At 61.4% G+C, this 16,276-nt stretch carries 13 protein-coding genes; 6 read left to right on the top strand and 7 right to left on the bottom strand.

The window, feature by feature from the left end; genetic code table 11:
- Positions 1-22 precede the first annotated feature (22 nt).
- The 3 genes from focA to ACTG1K_RS14835 form a co-directional block, all read right to left on the bottom strand.
- Positions 23-871 carry a formate transporter FocA gene (gene focA, locus ACTG1K_RS14825; RefSeq protein WP_005333620.1) on the bottom strand — a complete coding sequence of 283 codons (849 nt, stop codon included), beginning with the start codon at positions 869-871 and terminating at the stop codon, positions 23-25.
- A 381-nt stretch (positions 872-1,252) separates the two neighbouring features.
- Entirely contained in the window at positions 1,253-3,013 is a 1,761-nt protein-coding gene (gene ycaO / locus ACTG1K_RS14830) for a 30S ribosomal protein S12 methylthiotransferase accessory factor YcaO (protein WP_101530728.1), read from the bottom strand.
- Positions 3,014-3,206: 193 nt separating this feature from the next.
- On the bottom strand, positions 3,207-4,640 hold the full coding sequence (locus ACTG1K_RS14835; RefSeq protein WP_429151138.1) for a glycoside hydrolase family 1 protein: 1,434 nt from the start codon (positions 4,638-4,640) through the stop codon (positions 3,207-3,209).
- Between the two features lie 166 nt (positions 4,641-4,806).
- Here ACTG1K_RS14835 and ACTG1K_RS14840 point away from each other — a divergent pair, with 166 nt between their 5' ends.
- On the top strand, positions 4,807-5,670 hold the full coding sequence (locus tag ACTG1K_RS14840; RefSeq protein ID WP_201953220.1) for a LysR family transcriptional regulator: 864 nt from the start codon (positions 4,807-4,809) through the stop codon (positions 5,668-5,670).
- A gap of 36 nt (positions 5,671-5,706) precedes the next feature.
- Here ACTG1K_RS14840 and ACTG1K_RS14845 read toward each other — a convergent pair whose 3' ends face one another.
- Positions 5,707-6,456, bottom strand: a complete 750-nt coding sequence (locus ACTG1K_RS14845; RefSeq protein WP_440005884.1) for a substrate-binding periplasmic protein — start codon at positions 6,454-6,456, stop codon at positions 5,707-5,709.
- Positions 6,457-6,631: 175 nt separating this feature from the next.
- Complete coding sequence (gene metE / locus ACTG1K_RS14850; protein WP_439997421.1) at positions 6,632-8,896, bottom strand: 5-methyltetrahydropteroyltriglutamate--homocysteine S-methyltransferase; 2,265 nt, start codon at positions 8,894-8,896, stop codon at positions 6,632-6,634.
- Between the two features lie 276 nt (positions 8,897-9,172).
- Here metE and ACTG1K_RS14855 point away from each other — a divergent pair, with 276 nt between their 5' ends.
- Complete coding sequence (locus ACTG1K_RS14855) at positions 9,173-10,081, top strand: LysR substrate-binding domain-containing protein (RefSeq protein ID WP_101530723.1); 909 nt, start codon at positions 9,173-9,175, stop codon at positions 10,079-10,081.
- 5 nt (positions 10,082-10,086) lie between these two features.
- On the opposite strand, the gene ACTG1K_RS14860 is transcribed toward ACTG1K_RS14855, so the two are convergent.
- On the bottom strand, positions 10,087-11,022 hold the full coding sequence (locus ACTG1K_RS14860) for a LysR substrate-binding domain-containing protein (RefSeq protein ID WP_101530722.1): 936 nt from the start codon (positions 11,020-11,022) through the stop codon (positions 10,087-10,089).
- A gap of 191 nt (positions 11,023-11,213) precedes the next feature.
- On the opposite strand from ACTG1K_RS14860, the gene ACTG1K_RS14865 reads away from it, so the two are divergent.
- From ACTG1K_RS14865 to ACTG1K_RS14880, 4 genes are all read left to right on the top strand, one after another.
- Positions 11,214-11,951 carry an isochorismatase family protein gene (locus tag ACTG1K_RS14865; RefSeq protein WP_041210334.1) on the top strand — a complete coding sequence of 246 codons (738 nt, stop codon included), beginning with the start codon at positions 11,214-11,216 and terminating at the stop codon, positions 11,949-11,951.
- A 59-nt stretch (positions 11,952-12,010) separates the two neighbouring features.
- Complete coding sequence (locus ACTG1K_RS14870; RefSeq protein ID WP_101530721.1) at positions 12,011-12,910, top strand: pirin family protein; 900 nt, start codon at positions 12,011-12,013, stop codon at positions 12,908-12,910.
- On the top strand, positions 12,907-14,166 hold the full coding sequence (locus ACTG1K_RS14875; RefSeq protein WP_335817980.1) for an MFS transporter: 1,260 nt from the start codon (positions 12,907-12,909) through the stop codon (positions 14,164-14,166). Before ACTG1K_RS14870 ends, ACTG1K_RS14875 begins: the two co-directional genes overlap by 4 nt.
- 100 nt (positions 14,167-14,266) lie before the next feature.
- On the top strand, positions 14,267-15,169 hold the full coding sequence (locus ACTG1K_RS14880; RefSeq protein WP_440005888.1) for a LysR family transcriptional regulator: 903 nt from the start codon (positions 14,267-14,269) through the stop codon (positions 15,167-15,169).
- 124 nt (positions 15,170-15,293) lie between these two features.
- On the opposite strand, the gene ACTG1K_RS14885 is transcribed toward ACTG1K_RS14880, so the two are convergent.
- Positions 15,294-16,184 (bottom strand): LysR family transcriptional regulator, encoded by an 891-nt coding sequence (locus ACTG1K_RS14885; RefSeq protein WP_064337765.1) that lies wholly within the window; start codon positions 16,182-16,184, stop codon positions 15,294-15,296.
- Positions 16,185-16,276 lie beyond the last annotated feature (92 nt).

Genomic DNA, 16,276 nt, shown 5'->3' on the forward strand with positions numbered 1-16,276 from the left:
ATGTAGTATCCCGCAATCATCCTTAATGATGACGACGGAAGATAAACCAGTAAGTCAGACCAACCATCACGCCACCACCGATGATATTGCCGATGGTCACGGGGATGAGGTTGTGTAGGACGAAGTTGGATACGGTCAGGTCAGCAAAGGTTGCCGGATCCTGGCCGATGGCCTGCCAAAATTCCGGACTAGCCACGCTGTGGATAGCGATACCAACCGGAATCATAAACATGTTTGCGATGCTGTGCTCGAAACCTGATGCAACGAACATGGCAACCGGCAGCAGCATAACCACTACCTTGTCAGTCGCGCTGCGGGCACCAAAAGCCATCCAGGCAGCAAGACATACCATCAGGTTACAGAGGATACCCAGCGCCACCGCTTCAAAGAAGGTGTGGTGAATTTTGTGTTGGGCCACTTTGAGGGCGTTAAGGCCCCACTGACCGTCTGCTGCCGTGTACTCGGCAGAAACGATGATCAGCGCCACCATCAACAGACCACCAATCAGGTTGCCGAAGTAGACCAGCCCCCAGTTCTTGAGCAGCTGAGCCCAGCTGATGCGATTGGCAGCCTTGGCCACCAGCGTCAGGGTGGTGGAGGTGAACAGCTCGGCACCGAGCAGCACACAGAGAATAAGTCCGAGAGAGAAGCAGAGACCGCCCACCAGCTTGGCCATACCCCAAGGCATGGAGCCGGTTCCGGTCGTCACTGTGATGTAGAAGATAAATGCGATGGCGATGAAAGCGCCTGCGGTGATGGCCAGTGGAATGACCTTGTATGCCGGCTTGGTAGCCTTGGCATAGGTGATGTCTTCAGCCAGTGCAGCGATGGCTTCGGGCTTGAGACAATCGAATGGAGATTCAGCTTTCAATTATTTTCTACCTGAATGTTTTGCCTGTTGAAATCATAACAAAGGGCCAAATAGCCAAAATTGACATTGATCAAGTTTATCAGAGTGCGAATGTAATTTTACTACAAATATTTTAGTGCGATGGCTACGCCACTTTACACCAGGTATCAGCTGAAACAGAAATATCACATTTTTAATGCAATGATTTTAAAGAATTTATTCCAGAGCATGGAAATATGGTATTGGCAAGATATCTTTGCAGATCGCCAGCACATCCCCTGCCCTGTCATCAACCCCCTTAGGGGTATTTTTTGTTTTTTATTTCATCTTTGAATAACTATCCCGTGCCTTGCCGCACGATAAACAGAAGGGGCCACTCGGCCCCTTCCTTTACAGCAACAATCACGCCCAGTGATGGGCTCGCTTGGCCTTTTGCAGCTTCTCGTAAGCCGCCAGCAGCTTCTGGTGCAGCGGGAACTGGGAGAGCGACAGGTCGGCCGCTTCCAGCCCGTGGAAGCGTGCTTCGCCAGTGGCGTTGGCCCATGCCTGTGCCAGCGTCTCTTCGCCATACATGCGAGTGAAGACGGCGCGATACTGCTCCGGATCCCGCTCCTCGTCGAGGAACAACTCGACGCAGGCACGCAGGGCGCGGTAGTAGCTGGCACGCTCGGCAGTGAACACCGACTGGTTGAACTCCATGGTCCAGTCGATGAGATCCAGTGCGGTCTCCAGCTCACCGGCGGCCAGCGCCAGCATGGCTTTCAACTCGCCAACGCGCAGGGTGTGCAGCGCGGTCCCCTTGACAGCGGCGATGCCCAGCAGCTCGCGTACACGGGTACGCTCGTCGTGCCCCTCTTCATCCAGTTGATCAAACAACGCCATGTACTGCTCGGCATCCCAATCCAGTGATGGCAGCGCCAGGATCACTTCGCGCAGGTTGGCGCCCATGTTGTTGTTGGCCAGCAGCAGATCTTCGGCCGGATAGATGTCGGACATGCCGGGCACCAGAATGCGGCAGGCGTAGACACCCAGATGCTCGTAGTCGGCGATATAGACCGGCTGCTCCAGCTCGTGGAAGATGCCGATCAGGTGATCGAACTCCTCCTGTGAGGTGCCACGGAAGTCCCAATCGGCAAACTCGAAGTCCGTATCCTGCTTGAACAGATCCCAGCTGATGAGACCAGAAGAGTCGATGAAGTGGGTCTCGAGGTTGTGGTGATCCGCCACCTGCTCGTTATCGAATGACGGTGGCACGAATACGTCGAGATCCTTGAGACCACGGCCCTGCAGCAGCTCGGTGACGGTCCGCTCGAAGGCCACTTCGAAGCGCGGGTGGGCGCCGAAGGAGGCAAAGCAGGTACCGTTGCTCGGGTTGAGCAGCACCACACAGATGACCGGATAGCGGCCACCCAGGGAAGCATCGAAGCTGTAAATGGGGAAGCCTTCCGCTTCGAGCGCCGCGATGGAGGCGGCAATCCCCGGATAACGGGCAATCACCTCGTCCGGGATCAGCGGCAAGCTGATGGCCTCGGCGATGATCTTGTTCTTCACGTGGCGCTCGAACACCTCGGAGAGCGCCTGGGTGCGCGCTTCGGTCTTGGTGTTGCCAGCGCTCATGCCGTTGGAGACATAGAGGTTGCCGATGATGTTCATCGGGATGTAGACGGTCTCGTGATCGGACTGACGTTCGAACGGCAGCGCGACGATACCGCGCTCTTCGTTGTTTGACTGCAGATCCACCAGCATGTCGGCGGTCACTTCACCGTCCGGGTTGTAGAACTTGCGGGTGAAGCTGTCGAGCAGACCGGCCGGGAACTGGTCACCCTCGATGGGGAACCACTTCTCGTTCGGGTAGTGAACGAAATCGCCGTTGGCGACCTGCTCGCCCAGATAGAAGTCGGCGAAGAAGTAGTTGGTGGAGAGACGCTCGAAATATTCGCCAAGGGCAGACGCGAGGGCCGCCTTCTTGCTGGCACCCTTGCCGTTGGTGAAGCAGAGGGCGCACTCTTTGTCCCGAATATGCACCGACCAGACGTTCGGCACGGGGTTGAGCCAGGAGGCCTCTTCAATATCAAAGCCCAAGGCTTGCAGCTTGGTCTGGAAGCGTTCGATGGAGTCTTCCAGCGCCGCGTCCTTGCCGGGAATAAAAGTGTGGTCAGTCATCACGATATCCTGATTTTTATTGGCTCATGTTCGGCCGCAGATAATAGCAGGGGTCGGCGGCTTTGGCAGGACAAAAATCAGCAAACAGGCATGAGTCGCACGGTGAGAAACCGGCTTCTCCCCGCTCCCCCGCCAAAAACAGCGCGGGCCCGGGGATTGCCCGGGCCCGCTGGTTACGCGACGCGATACATCGTCAGAGCTGCTTGCCCTGGCTCGCAATCACCTGGCTGTACCAGTGGAAGCTCGCTTTCTTGATCCGGCGAAGGGAGCCCCCCTGCTCGTCACGCTCCACATAGACAAAGCCGTAGCGCTTCTGATAGCCGTTGAGCCAGCTCAGGATGTCGGTGAACGACCAGGCGCAGTAGCCGAGCAATTCCACCCCATCCTGCATCGCCTCCTGGCACGCCTTGACGTGGCTACGCAGGTAATCGATGCGGTACACATCGTTCACCTTGTCGCCCGCCTCCAGCTTGTCGAACTCGCCAAGGCCGTTCTCGGTGATCATCAGCGGCAGGCCATAGCGGGAAGAGAGGCGACGCAGCGCGATGCGCATCCCGGTCGGGTCGATGGCCCAGTCCCAGTTGCTGGTCTCAAGGTGCGGATTGGGCGCCGTCTTGTAGAGGCCGGGGATGCCGCTGGATGGCGTAGTACCCTTCTTGCCGGTGGTGTTGATGCGCTGCAGGGTCTGACCGCCCAAGGGGTTATCTGTGTAGGTCAGGGTGTAGTAGTAGTTGACGCCGATGTAGTCGGGCGTCCCCTCGCGCAGCAGCTCCATATCGCCCGGCAGGATCTCCGGCGCCTCGCCGTTTTCTCGCAGGTAAGCGAGCGCCGCCTGGGGATAGCGGCCAAAGCAGTAGGCATCCAGCCACCAGAGGTTGTTGAACTCCTCGGCGTTCTCATAGGCCAGCATATCTTTCGGGTCGCACGACGCCGGATAGGCAGGGGAGTAGGCAAAACTCGGGCCGATGAGGCCATTTGGCACATGCTGGCGAAACGCCTTGATCACTCGGGCATTGGCCAGAAACGCGATGTGGTTGGCGGCAAAGAAGCGCTTGCGATCCTGCACAGCGGGCGGATGGGTGCCGAGCTGATAGGCGTTAGTCAGGTTGTAGTTCTGCTCGTTAAGCGACACCCAGTACTTCACCTTGCCGGCAAAGCGCTGATAGAGGGTCACGCAGTAGCGCTCGAAGTCGTCGATGATCCGTCGGTCTTCCCAGCCGCCGTACTCATCTTGCAGCGCCTGCGGCAGATCCCAGTGATAAAGGGTCAGCACCGGTTCGATCTGGTGGGCCAAGAGGGTGTCGATCAGCTTCTCGTAGAAGGCCAGCCCCGCCTCGTTCACCTCACCGCGACCGGTGGGATAGATGCGTGGCCAGCTCACCGAGAAGCGGTAAGCCTTGAGCCCCATCTCGGCCATCAGCGCCACGTCCTCTTCCATACGGTGGTAGTGATCCACCGCCACATCGCCGTTGCTCCCCTCAAAGGTCTTGCCCGGCAGCTTGGTGAAGAGATCCCACACCGAGGGCCCCTTGCCATCGGCATTCCAGCCTCCCTCCACCTGATAGGCAGCGGAGGCGGCGCCCCACAGAAAATCGCTCGGGAAGTCGTTGAACTTGTGGTGATGCATCTGGTGTTGCTCCTTCTGCGCTGATGGTGTCAGCCATCTCTGATAACTCGGCGCCCCCTGTCGGGGCGCCCGAAATGAATTGGCATAAGCATCCATCACTTCTAAAATTCCGTCCAATGACAAATTTGACCACTCAGCATTCCCAACAGGAATGAAAGGAGCCCTGATGGAGCTACGGGATCTGAAAGCCTTCGTCACTCTGGGGGAGGTACTGCACTTCGGCCAGGCGGCGGTACGTCAACACGTTACCCAGTCGGCCCTGAGCAAACAGATCAGGCGGCTGGAGGAGGAGCTGGGCGGCGAGCTGTTCGAGCGCAACGCCAATACCACTCGCCTCACCGGACTGGGCAGGGCGCTGTATGAGGATGCCCGCGCTGTAGTCATCCAGAGCGAGCAGCTCTCGCGCACCGCCCGCGACGTGCTGGCGGGCAATGTCGGCACCCTGCGCATCGGCTTTGGCGTGGCCACCAAGATCCTGGTGCCCGCCGCCATCGCCCGCTTTCGCGCCGAGCGGCCGCCGGTGACTATCGAGCTCAACGATCTCTCCACCCACCACCAGCTGCTGGCGCTCAGTGAAGGCAAGCTGGATCTCGGTTTTTGCCGCCTGCCCGCCCCCAAGGGGTGGCACGCCCTGCCGGTGGTCGAAGCCCACTTTATCGCCGTACTACCCGCCAGCTACCGCGATGTGAGGGAGTTGGCGGATCTGGTGGACAAGCCGCTGGCGATCCTGCGTCGGGACAAGGCGCCGTCGTTTTACGATCACCTGATGAACTATCTGGCCCAGAGCGGGCTGCGTTTTCGCGATATCCAGTACGTCAACGACTTCGCCGCTGGCGTCGCCACCGCGGCGGCAGAGATCGCCTGGACCCTGGTCCCCTCCTCCACCACCATAGAGCACCCGGATGTGCTCACCCTATCCCTTAGAGATGGGGAAGCCTGCTGGACCATTGGCCTTATCCGTCCGCCCCACAGCAAGGGGCCCTTGATCGATGCCTTCTGGGCAACCATCGCCGATATGGCGCCAAGATAGACACGCCCTTGGCAAACCGCAGATGGCGGCCGCGCATCAACGATAGCGTTCGACGATACGCGCCAACTCGCCGCTTTGTCGCAGCTGTTGCAGGGCACGGTTGAACTCGGTTATCCGGGTATTGAAGCGGGAGTGCTTGCCGATGCAGAGATTGAACGGGGTAGAGGCAAGCTGCAGCGGCACCTCGACCACCTGCCCGGAGAGACCCAGCTGGTTGAGTTTGAAACGTGCCACCAGTGGGTCGGTCACCATCAGATCCCCCCGACCCGCCGCCAGCATTTTGAAAACGTTATCAACATTGATGGTGTGATGAACGGTGAAGCCCGCCAGGTTCTCCTTGCCCCAGCCGTTACCGAAATAGTCGAGAAAGGTAAGCGATTTGAAGTCGCTCAAGCGGTTGGCACGCTGAAATTCCGCCATGCGGGGATGGGCACGCTGGGTAAAAATGGTTAGCACAGTGGTGGTGACCGGCTCTTCCACAACCAGGGTATAGCTGCGCCGCTCCCGGGTAGCGATGGTGACAAAGCCATCGGCCTGCGCCATCCGCACCAGTTTTTGCGCCCGTTGCCACGGATAACCTTCATGGCGCACCCGCAGCCCCATCTGCGCAACCACCCGATCCATCACGTCGATCATCAGCCCGCGCATCCTGCCCTGTTCGTCACGCCACGAATATGGGGCAAAGTCGTCAAAGTAGACCAGCTTCAACTCGGCCGCTGGCGCCGCCCATGCACTCTGCCACACCAGCAATCCCCACAGGATTGCGCTCCCCAGACTGACTCTCATGGCCGCGACTCCATCCACTTCTGCCAACTCTGAGCCTAGTGCAAAGCGGGCTGCGGCAAGGCTCAGAAGCCAGTGGAAAAAGTGGCCAACGAAAAAGAGAGAGGAAGCAGTGGCTTCCCCTCTCTCGTTCGTTTGTCAGCACGCCACCTTACCGATGGCAGTCACGGCTTGCCGGTTACGCCAGCTCGGCCCGCAGCGCCCTGGTGGCATCGACCATCACCTTGAGGGCGGCTTCCGTCTCTTCCCAGCCGCGGGTCTTGAGGCCGCAATCCGGGTTGACCCAGAGCCGCTCGGCCGGGATCTGCTTGGCCGCCTTGCGCAGCAACCCCTCAATCCAGCTCTGGCTCGGCACGTTCGGCGAGTGGATGTCGTAGACGCCCGGGCCAATCTCGTTGGGGTAGTTGAAGCGCTCGAACGCTTCGAGCAGCTGCATCTGGCTGCGGCTGGTCTCGATGGTGATCACATCCGCATCCAGCGCCGCCACCGCCTCGATGATGAGGTTGAAATCGCTGTAACACATGTGGGTGTGGATCTGGGTGCGGTCCGCCACCGGGCTTGCGCTCAGACGGAAGGCGCACACCGCCCAGTCGAGATAGGCCTGATGATCCTGCTTGCGCAGGGGCAAGCCTTCGCGGATCGCCGGTTCGTCGATCTGGATGATCTTGATGCCGGCGGCTTCCAGATCTGCCACCTCGTCGCGAATGGCCAGCCCGATTTGCAGGGCGGACTGCTCGCGGCTCACGTCTTCGCGCGGGAAGGACCAGCAGAGGATGGTCACAGGGCCAGTCAGCATCCCCTTGACCGGCTTGTCGGTCAGGCTCTGGGCAAATCGGGTCCATTCGAGCGTCATGGGAGTCGGGCGGTCAATATCGCGGGTGATCACCGGCGGCTTGACGCAGCGTGAGCCATAGCTCTGTACCCAGCCGAAGCGGGTGATGGCAAAGCCATCCAGCAGCTCACCGAAATACTCCACCATGTCGTTTCGCTCGGCCTCACCATGAACCAGCACGTCCAGCCCGATGGCCTCCTGACGCGCGATGGCATCGCGGATCTCGGCCTTAATGCCCGCCTCGTAGGCGCTGTCATCGATGCGACCGGCGCGCCAATCCTGCCGCAACACCCGGATCTGGGAGGTCTGCGGGAAGGAGCCGATGGTGGTGGTGGGCAGCAGCGGCAGCTTGAGATCCGAGCGCTGCAGCTCGGCCCTGACCGGATAGGGGCTGTGGCGATCAAAATCGCTGTTGGTGAGGCTGGCGAGCCGTGACTGCACCGCTTTTTTGTGCACCCGGCTGTCGGACTCCCGATCCACGATGGGCTGGCTGTAGGCGGTGATTTTGTCGAGCTCGCCCCCATCCAGATACTCTCTGAGCAGTCCCAGCTCGAAACATTTTTGCAAGGCGAAGGCGAACCAGCTGCGGGTCTGGGGATCCAGCTCCTGCTCCAGAGTCAAATCCACCGGGCTATGCAGCAATGAGCAGGATGAGGCCACCCAGAGCCGCTCGCCGAGTTTGGCTTTCAGTGCCTTCAGAGTCGGCGCCAGCTTGGCCAGATTGGCACGCCAGACGTTGCGGCCGTTGATCACCCCGGCGGAGATGACCCACTGGGCAGGCAAATGCGGCACCAGGGTCTCCAGCTGCTCGGGGGCGGCCACCAGATCCAGATGCAGGCCATCTACCTTGAGGCTGGTGATGATGTCGCGCTGATGGGCCACCGAACCGAAATAGGTGGTGAGCAGCAGCTTGCAGGGGCCCGCGAGGCGCTCGTAGGCGTTGAGGTAGGCCAGCCGCCACTCGTCCGGCAGGTCCAGCGTCAGCGCAGGTTCATCGATCTGTACCCACTCCACTCCCTGGGCGGCCAACTTGGCCAGGATCTCCTGATAGACAATCAGCAGGCGATCGAGCAGTTCAAGGCGGGAGAAGCCGCTCTCTTTCTCCTTGCCGAGCCACAGGTAGGAGACCGGCCCCAGCAGCACCGCCTTGACCGGCAGCCCCAGCGCTTTGGCCTCTTCGACCTCGTCAAACAGCTGGCTCCAGCCCAGCTTGAAGCGCTGATCACGGCTGAATTCCGGCACCAGATAGTGATAGTTGGTGTTGAACCATTTGGTCATCTCGGCGGCGGCGGCCGCCGGGCCGGTCGGCGCACGGCCGCGGGCCACCCGGAACAGGGTGTCGAGATCGGTCTCGCCATGACGGTGACGGGCAGGCACCGCATCCACCAGCAGGCTGGTACCGAGCACCTGATCGTACCAGGCGAAGTCGCCCACCGGCAGCAGATTGACCCCGGCGCCGTGCTGGGCCTGCCAGTGGCGCTCACGCAGCGTCTTGCCCACGGCAACGAGTTCGGCCTGAGTGGTCTCGCCACGCCAGTAGGATTCGAGGGCAAATTTCAGCTCGCGCTTGGCGCCGATACGGGGGAAGCCCAGGGTGTGTGCTCGTGTCATAGGTTCATTTCCTTATGCTCATTCATCTGATGGGAAACTGGATGATTTAGCCATCCAGATGTTTACACATCCAAAATGACAAGATAAGGTGACGCTGGCTATTGAATCCTCTTCAAGTGGCTCTCAAATAATCCTCAACTGACCGCAAATCAGGTTCACCGCGAGGATACAGAGGCCGATTTTTACAGGTGCAAGAGGTGCCGGAGTCAAGAAGCGCAGCAGGCCACCGCCGACCGTAACCTCAGCGCCATACGCAATCTCACAAGGAGCCATCTTATGGCAGCGCCAAGCAATGCAGGGATAGAGATCAAACACTTGAAAACATTGACCGCGCTGGCCGAGCAGGGCTCGCTGGCCGGTGCGGCGCTGACCCTCAACCTTACCCAGTCCGCCCTCTCCCACCAGCTCAAAGAGCTGGAGACCCGCCTCAATCTGGAGCTCTACCTGCGCAAAAGCCGCCCGCTGGTACTGACCGCAGCCGGCAGCCAGCTGCTCGCCCTCGCCCGTCAGGTACTGCCCGCTCTGGCCCAGACCGAGAAACAGTTGCAAGCCCTGCAGAGCGGCGATGCGGGCAGGCTGCATCTGGCGCTCGATTGCCACAGCTGCATCCAGTGGCTGCTGCCGCTGTTGCCCGATTTTCGCCGCCAGTGGCCCGGGGTGGATCTGGAGGTGGAGTCGGTGCCGGGCTTTGATGCCATCAATGCCCTGCTAGGCGGCCAGCTCGACCTGCTGCTCACCTCGGACGTGCAGGCCCGCGGCGATCTCCACTTCGAGCCGCTGTTTGCCTTCGATCTGACTCTGGTGATGGCGCCGGATCATCCCCTCTGCCACCGGAGCCACATCGAGCCGGGCGATCTGGGGGCGGAGGTGCTGCTGGTCTATCCGGTGGAGCGCAGCCGCATGGATATCTTCAGCCGCTTTTTGCAACCCGCCGGGGTGGAGCCCGCCCGCTGCAAGCCGGTAGACAACACCTCGGTGATGCTGCAGATGGCCGCCGCCGGGCTCGGCGTTGCCGCCTTGCCGCGCTGGGCCAGCGACGAGTTTGTCAGACAGGGGATGCTCTGCGCCCGCCCCCTAGGCAGCGGTATTCGTCGCCATATGTACGGCGCGGTGCGGGCCGCCGATAGGGATCAAGCCTGCCTGCAGAGCCTGTTCGAGCGCATTCGCACCAAGATGGAGGGATAACCCCTTCAGCGGGGCTGGCCGACCTCTGCCAGCAGTGCAGGCAACTGCGCCTTGATAAAGTCGATGAGGGCCCTGACCGCCGGTGACAGACCGCGCCGCGCGGGATAGAGCATCACCAGCTTGCCATCTTTGGGACGCCACTCGGGCAGCAGTTGTTGCAGCCGCCCATCCGCCAGCTCATTCACGCAAGCGTAAAGTGGCAAGCCCACCATCCCGAGCCCCGCCAGCGCCGCCTGTTTGAGGGTTTGCACATTGTCGCTGCGCAGCAGCACATTGACCGCCACCTCCTCACTCTCCCCGCTATCGTGCCGCAGCCGCAACAGATCGGCCTGACGCTCCAACGAGCTGAAAAGCAGGGCATCCTCTCCTTCCAGCTGGCGTGGATGCGCCAGCGCATTGTGGCGGGAGAGCCACGCCGGGGTCGCCAGCACGCCCCACTGCACCGTGCAGAGCGGCACCTGCACCAGACTGGAGGGGGCCTGCTCGAAGGCCACCCCGCGGATCACCACATCCAGCCCCTCCTCCAGCAGATCCACCTGCCGATTGCTGGCTTGCACGGCGAGCCTCACCTTGGGGTATTGCACCATAAAAGCGGGCAGCAAGCGGGCGAGCAGCGCATCGGCAATGGTAATGGGCACGCTGATGCGCACCAGACCGCTCGGCTCCTGCTGCCGTTGCCGCACAGCCGCCTCTCCCGCCTGCGCCTCGGCCAGCATCGCCTGACAGTGGCGATAGAGCACCTCACCGGCATCGGTCAGGCTGAGCTGGCGTGAGGTACGTTGCAGCAGCCGGGTATCCAGCCGCTCCTCCAGCAGCCGGATCCGGCGCGAGATCCGCGACTTGGGCACGCCAAGCGCCCGCGCGGCAGCAGTGAATCCCTGTCGCTGCACCACATGGGTGAAGAGATAGAGATCATTCAAATCAAGTTCCAGTGGTGTCATCGGGCAGCCTTGGTCAGGGTGAGGAGCATTCTTATCGTTCCATTTGTGGAACGATAAGAACCTATTTCACCAGATTGTCGCTATTTTTGCAGCCATCATAATGGCCCTGTCCCCATCAGACGGTTGCTGCGCGGCAATCCGCCCCACCAGCAAGGGCCGTTTGACTGTTCCAATATCACAAGGAGTTCACCATGAAACTGCGACAAATCTGCTCTGCCACCCTGCTCGGTCTGGCGACCCTGACCGCCACGCTGGCCACCACAGCGACACCGGCCATGGCCGCCGAGGCTGCCAGCCATCCGACCGTATCACCCAACCGCTATCTGGAGATGCTCTCCCGAGACAATGCGGTACTGCTGCTGGTCGACCATCAGGTCGGCTTGCTGAGCGGCGTGCGCGACACCACGGTGGGCGAGCTCAAGCACAACGTGGTGGCGCTGGCCAACGCCGCCCGCGCCCTCGGCGTGCCGGTGATCGTGACCGCTACCATGCCCGATGGCATGTGGGGCCCCACCATGCCTGAACTGACCAGTGCCCTGCCGGATGTGAAGGTGATCAACCGCACCGTCATCAACGCTTGGGACGATCCTGCCGTGCGCGCCGCCATTGAGAAGACCGGCCGCAAACAGCTGATCATCGCCGGGGTATCCCTCGAGATCTGCGCCAGTTTCCCGGCCCTCTCTGCCAAGGCTGCCGGCTATGATGCCCGGGTGGTGCTCGATGCCTCCGGCACCTTCAACGAAGCCAAGCGCACCACTGGGCTGCAACGCTTGCTGGGGGCCGGTATCCCGGTCACCGACTACGCCTCTGCCGCGGTCGAGATGCTGCGCAGCAACGTCGATCCCAAGGCGCACGATGTCTACAGCGCCCTCGACATGCCTTTCGCTACCCTGGTGTGGCAGATGCAAGAAGGTGCCAAGAAGTCGTAACTCGCCCCGCCTTCGGTCAGATGACCGAAGGCTTCTTTTGTCTTCAAGAGGTTATATCGATGACCAGACGCCTGACTCTCTCCGCCCCCGTCAAGGGCCAACCGCTGCGCATTGGCAGCGGCTTTGAAGCCAGCCATTTTGGCGAACACTTTTTCAACGGTCTGATAGACCCCGTGGTGATGGTGGATCACTTCCAGATGACCGCCCCCACCTTCGAGCCCCATCCCCACGCCGGGATCTCTGCCGTCACCTATCTGTTCGAGGATTCGAAGAGCCCCCACGTCAACTACGACTCCCTCGGCAATCAGGGCCCCATCGAACCGGGCGCGCTCCACTGGCTGGCGGCCGGGCGCGGGGCTGTACATACCGAGCAGCCGGAAGGGACATCGCCCTATGTCCACGCCCTGCAGATCTTCGTCAACCTGCCTGCCCGTCAAAAGATGATGTCGCCTTTTGCCGTCCACGCAGCCGCTGCCACCATCCCCGAGTTTCATGGCGAAGGGGTGCGAGTACGGGCGGTCGCAGGCCACAGCAACGGGATAACGGCGCCACACTCGGCAGAGCTGCCCCAACCCTTTACCCTGCTCGATGGCCATTGCGCGCCCGGCAGCCGCTTCACCCATCTGCTGGCGGCAGGCTGGAATGCCATGATCTATCCCCTGACCGGATCGCTGACCCTGCAGGCGGAGGGAGAGCGGCACCTCATCCCGGCAGGTCACGGGATGGGTGTCAGCCTCTCTGCCGAGGGCGGCGAGGCGGTGGCTCTGCAGCTTGAGGCCACCGAGCCCTGCCACTTCGTGCTGCTCTCAGGCCAGGCGCTCAATGAACCCCTGGTCAAACATGGCCCCTTCGTCATGAACAGCCACGACGCCATTGCAGATCGGCTGCATGCCTATCAGCGCGGCGAATTTGGTCAGCTCAACGATGAGTGGCTGCGCAACGGCCAATATCGGCCATGAGCACGCTCGCTGGCCACCAGCCACAAAGCACGCGCTGGCCTCTGGTCTTCCTCGCCATTTTTGCCGGTGCCAGCGGCGCCCTCTGCCTTGGCAAAGTGCCCGCCGTACTCGGCATACTGCGCAGCGAGCTGGGGCTGACACTGGTCGAAGCCAGCTATCTCGCCTCAGCTTTCAATACGCTGGCGATCCTCTTCAGCCTCTTTCTCGGCCTGTTGCTGACCCGCTGGAGTGGGCGGCAAACCGGGGTTGTCGGGCTTTTGGTTATCGTCACAGGCGGTGCGTTGGCGCTGCCCGCCACCGGGCTGGCCATGATGCTGCTGTCGCGCATTGTCGAGGGGATTGGCTTTTTGCTGGTCTCGGTGGCCATGCCCGCCTTTATCGTGGCGGTGACCCGGGAGGAGGATAAACGGCTGGCCATAAGCCTGTGGGCAGTCAACCTGCCCCTCGGGGCGGCGGCGGGTATGCTGCTCACCCCCTGGCTCACGGCGCAAGGTGGCTGGCGACTGGCCTGGCTGAGCCTGATGATCCCGCAACTCTCTGCCCTGCTGCTTCTGCTCGCCAGTCGCTCGGCAGATGGGCTGCGGGTCGGGGGGCCCCAAAGCGCGGCTAACGCAGGCCGCCCACTGCGCCAGCTCACGGTGCTCCGACAACTGACACTCTGGCGCTACGGGTTGGCGTTCACGCTCTACAGCCTGATGCTCTGGGCGCTCTTTGTCTGGCTGCCAACCATGTTGCAAGGCACTCCCGGGATTGGCCAAAGCCAGATTGCCCTGCTTTCGGCGCTGGCGGTGGTCGCCAATATTCCCGGCAACCTGATGGGGGCATGGCTGCTGCGCAGGGGCGTAGCGCGAGATCGGCTCATCAGCTGGGCACTGGGCCTGATGGCGCTGTGCGGCATGCTTGCCTTCTGGCCCGGCCTGTCGCCGTGGTGGGCCTATGGACTCTGCCTCGCCCTCTCCCTGGCGGGCGGTATGGCGCCGCCAGCCATCCTCTCGTCTGCGCAGGGAGTGAGTCAGGGGCCGGTGCAACTGGCCATCGTGCAGGGCTTTTTTGTCCAGCTCGCCAACTTCGGTCAGCTGCTTGGCCCCCTGTTGCTGGCGGCCCTGATGACGGACAGCGGCCATTGGGGAAGCGCTCGCTGGCTCTTTCTGGGCGGCTTGCTGCTGGTCGCGCTACTCTATGCCGCGGGCCACCTGCCGGGCTCAAGCATGGCTGCAAAACAGGCTCGATCGCATTCGCGGCAAGATGAAAGGTGACGAATAGAGAGGGAAACATCACAGTTATCGCAGGGAATGCTGGCCGGACAAGAGGCTGTTCAGTATGTTAACTGTTTAATCATGCTTAACGGTAGCCACCATGTCTCAAGTCGATCTCAATCTCTTTCGCGTCCTCGATGCGGTGATCCGCTATGGTGGTGTCACCACGGCCGCCGAGATGATGGAGATGACACCCTCGGCCATCAGCCAGGCCATCAGCCGCCTGACCAACCTGGTGGGCGAGCCGCTGTTTGTCCGCCAGGGACGGGGCATCACCCCCACGGCGCGAGCGCTCAGTCTGCACCACGAGATCATGGTGCCGCTGCACGACATGGAGCGCAGCCTGCAGCGCACCGATCTCTTTGATCCCCAGACCAGTCGGCGCACTTTTCGCATCGCGGGGGTGCCCGATATCGATATCTTCTTCCTGCCGGAGCTCAACAACCTGCTGCAGACCCAAGCCCCCAACTGTCAGCTGGAGTGGAACACCCAGGTGCAGGACGAAGCCCTGCGCCAGAACAGCCTCTATCTGCACAGCGTGGATCTGGTGCTGGCCACCAAACCTATGGCGGAGCAGGGGATCGAAAACGAGCAGGTCATGTCCCAGGCCCTGCGCATCGCCTGCCGCAAGGATCACCCCAGGATCCGCCAGGCCCCCGACATGGCCACCTTCTTCAACGAAAAGCACGTGGTATTGCAAACCAGGCGGCTCGACAGCTTGCTGCTCAACACCCTGACCAAGGCGCCGCTGCCGCCGCGCCAGATTGCCTACGAGAGCGACTCCCTGCTCACCGCCCTTCATCTGGTGAGTCGTACCGACTGGCTCTGCGTCGCCAGCCAGTGGCATATGGAGAAGCTGGGGCAAGCGCTGGATCTGGCCAGCTATCCCCTCCCCTGGCTCTCGGAGGATTGCCCCGTCTACATGAGTTGGCACAAGAGCTCCGGTCAGGATACCGGGCTTAATTGGCTCAAAGATCAGGTGCGGGCCGTCAGTTCGTTTTAAGTACACTTAACAGTCAAGTATGCCCATCTCCTCATCCGGGCTATCGCTCTTCTCGACAAACCGCCTTATGGATAATTCCCCTTCAGGATAATCGGGGGCCTTTTCTCAACCATTAAGGCGCAGCTCATGACGACATCGTCGTGCCGAAATAGCTGCGCAGCGCCTCCACCACCCGTCGCACCTTCTCCGGGATCTCCCGCTGCGGCGTGATGGCGTGGATCTCCATCGGTGCCACCCGAAAACCGGGCAGCAGTTCGAGCAGACGCCCCTGCGCCAGATCCTCGCCAATCTCCCCCTCCGGTTGCAGCGAGATCCCCTGCCCCGCCAGCGCAAACTGGCGCAAGGGCAACACGTTATTGCAGAGCACCTTGGCCTTGAACCTCACCCTGTGCTCGCCCCCCTTCTCATCCTGCAGCAGCAAACCGTTGCCCAGCATGTCGCCACAGAGCCAGTCGTGAGTGGCCAGATCGGTGGGGGTGCGTGGTGTTCCCTTGCGCGCCAGATAGGCGGGGGCGGCGCAGAGCAACATCCGGGTCTGGCCCAGCTTGCGGGCCACCAGGGTTGAGTCGGGCAAGGTGCCGACCCGCAATGCCACGTCGATCCGCTCGGCAATGAGATCCCGTTTCTCGTCGTCGGCGATGATCTGGATGGTGAGGCCGGGGTGGGCCTGCAGCAGCGGTGAGAGGGCCAGTGCCAGCGGCTGGCCCGCCATCCCCACCGGGGCGGTGATCCGCACTTCCCCGAGCAGGGCATCACGCACCTCCGAGAGGCGCAGCTCGGTCTCGCTCAGAGTCTGCTGCAACGCCCGGCACCCTTGCCACACCACCTCTCCCGCCTCGGTCAGACTGAGACGACGGGTGGAGCGATGGAGCAGGGGCAGTCCGAGCAGGCTCTCCAGCTGACTGATATGCTGACTGACGGCGGAGGGGGTCATGCCAAGGGATTTGGCCGCCCCTGTCATGCTGCCCGCTTCCACAACAGCGGCGAAGATGGCGTAACGTCTGAGCTGTTCCATTATTAAATCCAGCTTATAAGTGAATGCATTTTTGAGGTGATTATTAAATCATAAATGGCGGCGTAGGATAGCCCCATTCCAACAGTGAAGGA

Origin of the sequence: Aeromonas sp. 102P, assembly GCF_051920345.1 — a bacterium.
Taxonomy (GTDB): Bacteria; Pseudomonadota; Gammaproteobacteria; order Enterobacterales; family Aeromonadaceae; genus Aeromonas; species Aeromonas veronii.